This is a genomic window from Chryseobacterium koreense CCUG 49689, assembly GCF_001045435.1.
Classification (GTDB): domain Bacteria; phylum Bacteroidota; class Bacteroidia; order Flavobacteriales; family Weeksellaceae; genus Kaistella; species Kaistella koreensis.
This window is the reverse complement of the sequence record NZ_LFNG01000046.1, coordinates 1-5,839: the sequence shown is the minus strand read 5'-3', so window position 1 is coordinate 5,839 and position 5,839 is coordinate 1. Positions and strand designations below refer to the sequence as shown.

The 5,839-nt window shown below is 40.6% G+C and carries 4 protein-coding genes; all 4 read left to right on the top strand.

Annotated features, from left to right (window positions below):
• Nucleotides 1-144 precede the first annotated feature (144 nt).
• Nucleotides 145-1,002, top strand: a complete 858-nt coding sequence (locus tag ACM44_RS14530) for a hypothetical protein (RefSeq protein ID WP_152669398.1) — start codon at nt 145-147, stop codon at nt 1,000-1,002.
• A gap of 16 nt (nt 1,003-1,018) precedes the next feature.
• Nucleotides 1,019-4,666, top strand: a complete 3,648-nt coding sequence (locus tag ACM44_RS14525; protein ID WP_048500784.1) for a DUF6443 domain-containing protein — start codon at nt 1,019-1,021, stop codon at nt 4,664-4,666.
• Nucleotides 4,667-4,668: 2 nt separating this feature from the next.
• Nucleotides 4,669-5,163 carry a hypothetical protein gene (locus tag ACM44_RS14520; protein WP_048500783.1) on the top strand — a complete coding sequence of 165 codons (495 nt, stop codon included), beginning with the start codon at nt 4,669-4,671 and terminating at the stop codon, nt 5,161-5,163.
• 226 nt (nt 5,164-5,389) lie between these two features.
• Nucleotides 5,390-5,593: a hypothetical protein gene (locus ACM44_RS14515; protein WP_048500782.1), complete on the top strand. Its 204-nt coding sequence runs from the start codon at nt 5,390-5,392 to the stop codon at nt 5,591-5,593.
• The last annotated feature ends 246 nt before the right edge of the window (nt 5,594-5,839 follow it).

Below are 5,839 nucleotides of genomic sequence, written 5' to 3'. Positions count from 1 at the left end.
AACAGTAATTTTTATCTAAATTTGAACCTACATTAACACATGAAAAAAGCAGTTCACTGAATGAAAAAAGGGGTGGTCAGTTTACTCCGAAATTAGGTGGTCAGTTTAAACCGAACTTAGGTGGTCAGTTTAAATTGAAACTGGGTGGTCAATATCACCGAAGTTTCCATGATAGGTAGCACATATACCCATGAATCATTGCCAGAAAAGATCACTTCCCAAGAAACCTCCTACGATAGCCAAGGAAATTCATTATCCCTAATTTCTGAAAAGACATTCAATCAAGATAACAATAACGTAATGAAGGAAAAGAAGACAACTGTGGACGGAATTGTTGCCGAAACAGAATACCTGTATGCGGCAGAAAAAGGGAATACAAAATTGATTGGAAAGGGCATGCATTCTGTTCCATTAGAGGTCATACGCACACAAAACGGCATTGAAACAGGCAGGATAGAAACAAAATACGACCACTCTGAAAATTATTTTCCATCATCTGTGAAAACAATTGGTATAAGCGGAGTTGTGATAAGTGAGTTGAAGAACGATATTTATGATGCCATGGGCAATGTTCTGCAGACAACATCCAAAGAAGGCTCTCCTACGGCATTTATCTATGGCTACAGTGGCACATTATTAATTGCGAAAATTGAGGGGGCTACCTATGAGCAGGTGATGTCTGCTTTTGGACTATCCGATTCCGCGGATTCTTATAAATCTTTAGACATACATATAAAATCCAATCAGGATATTGACGATGCTTCCGAGGAGCTTCTTAGACAAAAACAGGATGAGTTTCGCTTGAAATCGGCGTTCAAAGACTATATGGTCACTACTTACACCTACGATCCTCTGATAGGAATAAAAAGTGTCACCTCACCGAGCGGAAGTAAAGAGTATTATTATTACGATGCCGCAAATCGTTTGATCAGGGTGGAAGATATTAACCACAATATCATCAGGGAGAACAGATACAATCCGCATTACGACTTTATATATTAACATGCCCCTCCATAATATGAAAAAATTAATTTTATATATCTTAGTCCTATTTGGTTTTTGGGTTAAAACGGAAGCCCAGGTATTCAGTTCTTACGAGAGTTATACCTATACCCGTGTGTTTTTAGATTCGGTTACGGTTTCTTCAAACCTCAATGCTGCTCAATCGGTGCAAACCGTGCAATACAATGATGGTTTGGGAAGACCCAGACAAACCGTTTCCATCAAGGGCATCAATGCGAACCAGGACATTGTAACGTCTTTTTTTTATGACTCCGCAGGGAAACAGACAAAGCAATATTTGCCCGTACCCGTATCCACCGGCAACGGACTTCTGCACGCTGTTTCAGAAGCCGACATCAACTCTTATTATAATATGCCGAATGCCTATGCAGAAGTTGCTGATGACGAATCACCATTGGGTAGAATAACAAAATCTGCAAACCCTGGTTCCGACTGGAGTATGGCTTCCGGTCGAGCGAAGGAATTTTTCTACGAATTTAATGAGGCAAATACCATTAAAAAGTATAGTGCCACACTTAATACCGTTACTTTTGAGAATAACCTCTCAGATGATGGCTATTTTGCAGCAAACACACTGTATAAAAACTCCGTGAAAGATGAAGACGGCAATATCTCTTCCGTCTATAAAAACAGCTTGGGACAAACCATCATGACCCGCGTAAAAAACGGAACCGATTTTCTTGATACTTATTACGTTTATAACCAATACAATCAGCAGGTCTATATTATACCCCCGCTGAATCCGGGAGAAAATGCATTGAATGTAAAAGATGAAGTGCTTTATCAGTATCAATATGATGCGTATGGAAGACAAACCGAGAAAAAGATACCGGGAAAAGGTAGAGAGTACTATGTGTACGATAAAGAAAATCGCCTCATTATGTCCACTAACGAACAATTGAAATCGGAAGGGAAATGGACTTTTATAAAATATGATCGTTTGGGCAGAGTAATTTATACCGGGTTGTGCTCTGGCGGAGAAAGATCGTCAGAGCAAAGCAGCGCGGAAAGTTCCTCCATAATTTACGAAACGAGAAAGACCACGGCCGTTTTTAACACATCCGCATTACCGATATACTATTCTAAAAATGCCTACCCCACCACAGTAACAGATGTTCTTTCTGTAAACTATTATGACGAGTATCCTCCGGCCGTTCCGGTTACGAGGCCTGCGAGCATCTACTCACAACCTACCCTGTCTTCCGATATCACGGGTTCCAATCACAGCACCAAATCGATGCTTACCGCATCGTTCGTGAAGAACCTCGAAGAAAACAGGTGGAACAAGACGCTTTTCTGGTATGACACCAAAGAACGGCTCGTCGGCAATCACAAGACCAACCACCTGAACGGATTTACAAAGACCGAGATGCAGGTTGATTTTCCAGGAAACATTACGGAATCGATAGTTGAACACAAAAGGTCCTCTACGAACCAGCAGGTTGTGGTAAAGCAACGCTATGTTTACTCACCACAAAATCTGCTTCTGAGACACTATCATCAGGTGGATAATGGACAGGAAGAACTGCTCGAAGAGTTTACCTATGACGATTTAGGCAGAGCAGTCAATAAAAAGCTGGGAAACAATCTGCAGTCGGTAGATTACAGTTACAATATCCGCGGTTGGCTCACTTCCGTAAACAATCCCGACAATCTGGGAAGCGACCTGTTTGCTTACAAAGTAAACTTCAACCAGAGAGAGGGTGAAGAAACGCCCAATAACGATTTTTCCCATCTCAAGGTAAAACCGAAATACAACGGTAGTATTGCAGAAATTACCTGGGCAAGCACAGACAAGAAAGGAAGATATGGCTATGTCTATGACGGAGCGGGACGGCTTCTTGCGGGACTATATCAGGATCCCCAAAATCCTTTTCTGAAAGAACATTCGGAGATAGCGACTTATGACAGAAGAGGGAACGTGTCGACGCTGAAACGCAGTTCAGCTTTTATGGGCACCGCTGCCAACCTTATCGATGACCTGCAATACAATTATACCGCAAACCGCCTCGACAGCATTACAGACCTTTCAGAAGACGCCAACGGATATGAAGGAGGAGGGAACACAATCTCTTATGATGACAACGGCAATATGACCGATATGCGCGATAAGGGAATCTATGAAATAGGCTACAACATGCTTAATCTTGCCAACAGCATAGAAATCTCAGAAGGCAGCAGCACTGTTTCCGTTACTTCGATGTACGGAGCAGACGGGGTAAAGCTGAGAAAGAAGATCACGGCTGCGGTTACGGGAATAAAAGGAGCATCGGTAGTAACCTCTACCGCAGATTATTTAGACGGTTTCTACCACCTGGAAACGGTAAGAAAGGGAGGCGGCGCAGAGATACCGGGCGAGCTGGAAACGGAGGTGGCTTTGGAACGGGAAGCATTTCTGCCGGACGCAGTGAGTCTTGCCATACCGGGAGACGGCGGCGGAACGAGCAATGCAGAGCTGCTGTACTTCCCTACTTCTGCCGGATTTTATGATTTTGCAAAAAAACAATATATTTACCAATACAAGGACCATTTGGGAAATGTAAGGGTAAGCTATACCCGGAATGAAGATGACGAGATAGAGATTCTGGACAGCAATGATTACTACGCATTTGGAATGAACCACTTAAACCCGGAAAACGAATCATTCTTTGGTATAGGTTCTTTTAAGAACCACAAGTACAACGGCAAAGAACTGCAGGAAACAGGAATGTACGACTACGGGTGGAGAATGTATATGCCGGATATCGCAAGATGGAACGGCATAGACCAGCTGGCAGAGAAGTTTGCGAGTGCGAGTACCTATGCCTATGTGATGAACAATCCCGTTTCGTTTTATGACCCCGACGGAAGGGATATAAATTTTACCGATTGGATGAATAAGCTCTTTAGAAATGCATCGAAAAATGCAATAACTACGTTTTCAAATTTTGATTCATTTGGAAATTGGGGTGAGCGTTCTCATACTTTTTACGATGTGATAGGACCGGCAACTTCTTTTTACAACTTTCTTGCAGGAGGCGGAATAGGAGATTTTAAATACTTTTCCGGAGGAACATATTCCTATAGTAATTATAATTACTCTGATAAAGCATATTACGGAGGAATTGAATTAGGGAAGCTGAATGTAATTAGGATTAAAGGGTTTACTGATAAAATTAGTGATTTCTTTAAAGACCATTTTGTTTTTCAGGTGGAAGGGAAAGGAACACTAGGAGTACAGGCAGGTATAGGAAGGGTTGAGGGAGGCATTATGACAGGAGATATAGGAAACTTTGGATGGAGTAACCGTAAAGGATTTTATGCAAATGCAGGTGATGGAAAAGGGCATAACTTTATTGGAGTAGTAGGAGGTGTTAAAGGCCTGGGATATAGTGCTAAATTAGATTATGTAACAAATGATATAATTCCTACGGAAGGTTCTGATTTATTAGAATATTATCCTAATAACGGAGTTTTAAATACAGAATTTGGTGTGGGTAGCAATTATAAAGGTGAAAATTTGGTTATCCCCAATAGACCCTCTATAAGAGTTGGTAGAAATACAGATGCTAACGAGGCTTGCAGGTACTGTTTAAATGCATCTTACGGAGCTAAACTTTTACTAGGTTTAGATGTGAGTATCAAAATTGGATTTACAAATTAAAGATGGAAAAATATCGAGCAATAATCAAAAGAGGAAAATATTCCTACTATTATAAAGGAGATGAGTTAGTATTTACTCTTAAATTGAAATCCAAATCTCTTAGTTTCGGTTTTTCGGTTGAATGCTTTATTTATGATATTAATGATAATGAAATTCTTGCTTTTATGCAAAATAATTTCATAATAGGCATAAAATTAAAATTGTTAACACAATCATTGCCTCATATCATATCAATAGAGAGAAAGAATATTGATTCGTATAATATGAAAGTTATGGGAAAAGAAATCTATCTTAAAATAACATATATGTCTTATTTAATGAAAAGCTTTGGAGAGTTTTTTATTGATGGGAGAAGTTATGGAAAAGTTGTAAGAGTTAAGAAAAATATGATGAGAGCAGAATTTGAATTCAATTTTGAAGAAGATAGTGAAATAAATTATTATTGTATGATTTTGTTTACAATGCATACTGTAGATTATAGTAATGTGGGTTATTAAACTATTATGGAAAAATATTGGGCTAAAATAGAATGGATATACTAATTTAGCGTCGAGTAAAAGTTAAGCATAGGGGTATATGGTTGCTTTGTTCGACAGCTCATAAATAGCGGTCTTTCCTCTATAATTTTTCATCTGCATAAAAAATCTTTCGGTACTACCGCCCTCCTACCGAAACAGTTTCATTTTGTTTTCCAAACTTTGTTCAGCAAAGAAAACTACACCGATGAAACCAAGAACTACCCGCATCTGCATCTACCCCAAAGACATCCAGCTCATCACCGGCAAAAGTGAACGCTACAGCCGCGATCTGATCCTGAAAATCAAATCATCCCTCAACAAAGCCGAACACCAGTTCCTCACCGTACAGGAATTCTGCACATTCATGGGGATCCCCTACGAATCCATCCGCGAACTCATCGTCAATTAGTCCTGTTTCGACCAGATGGTATCCTTTGGTCCTTCCTACTCCCCAATCCGCTTCCACTCCCGGAAACCGCAACCCAATCTCTGGTGGCTGAGCCGCTCAATGCCACCTATATGGGGCGGGTAACAATATCTGAATTTGCAGTCGGCAAATCGATAAGGGACGGACGCTCCCACCCACCTCCCGGTCAGTCCCCACTCATCCCCCACCATAAAGCATGAGAATGCATTAAAATAGAGATCGGCAAAT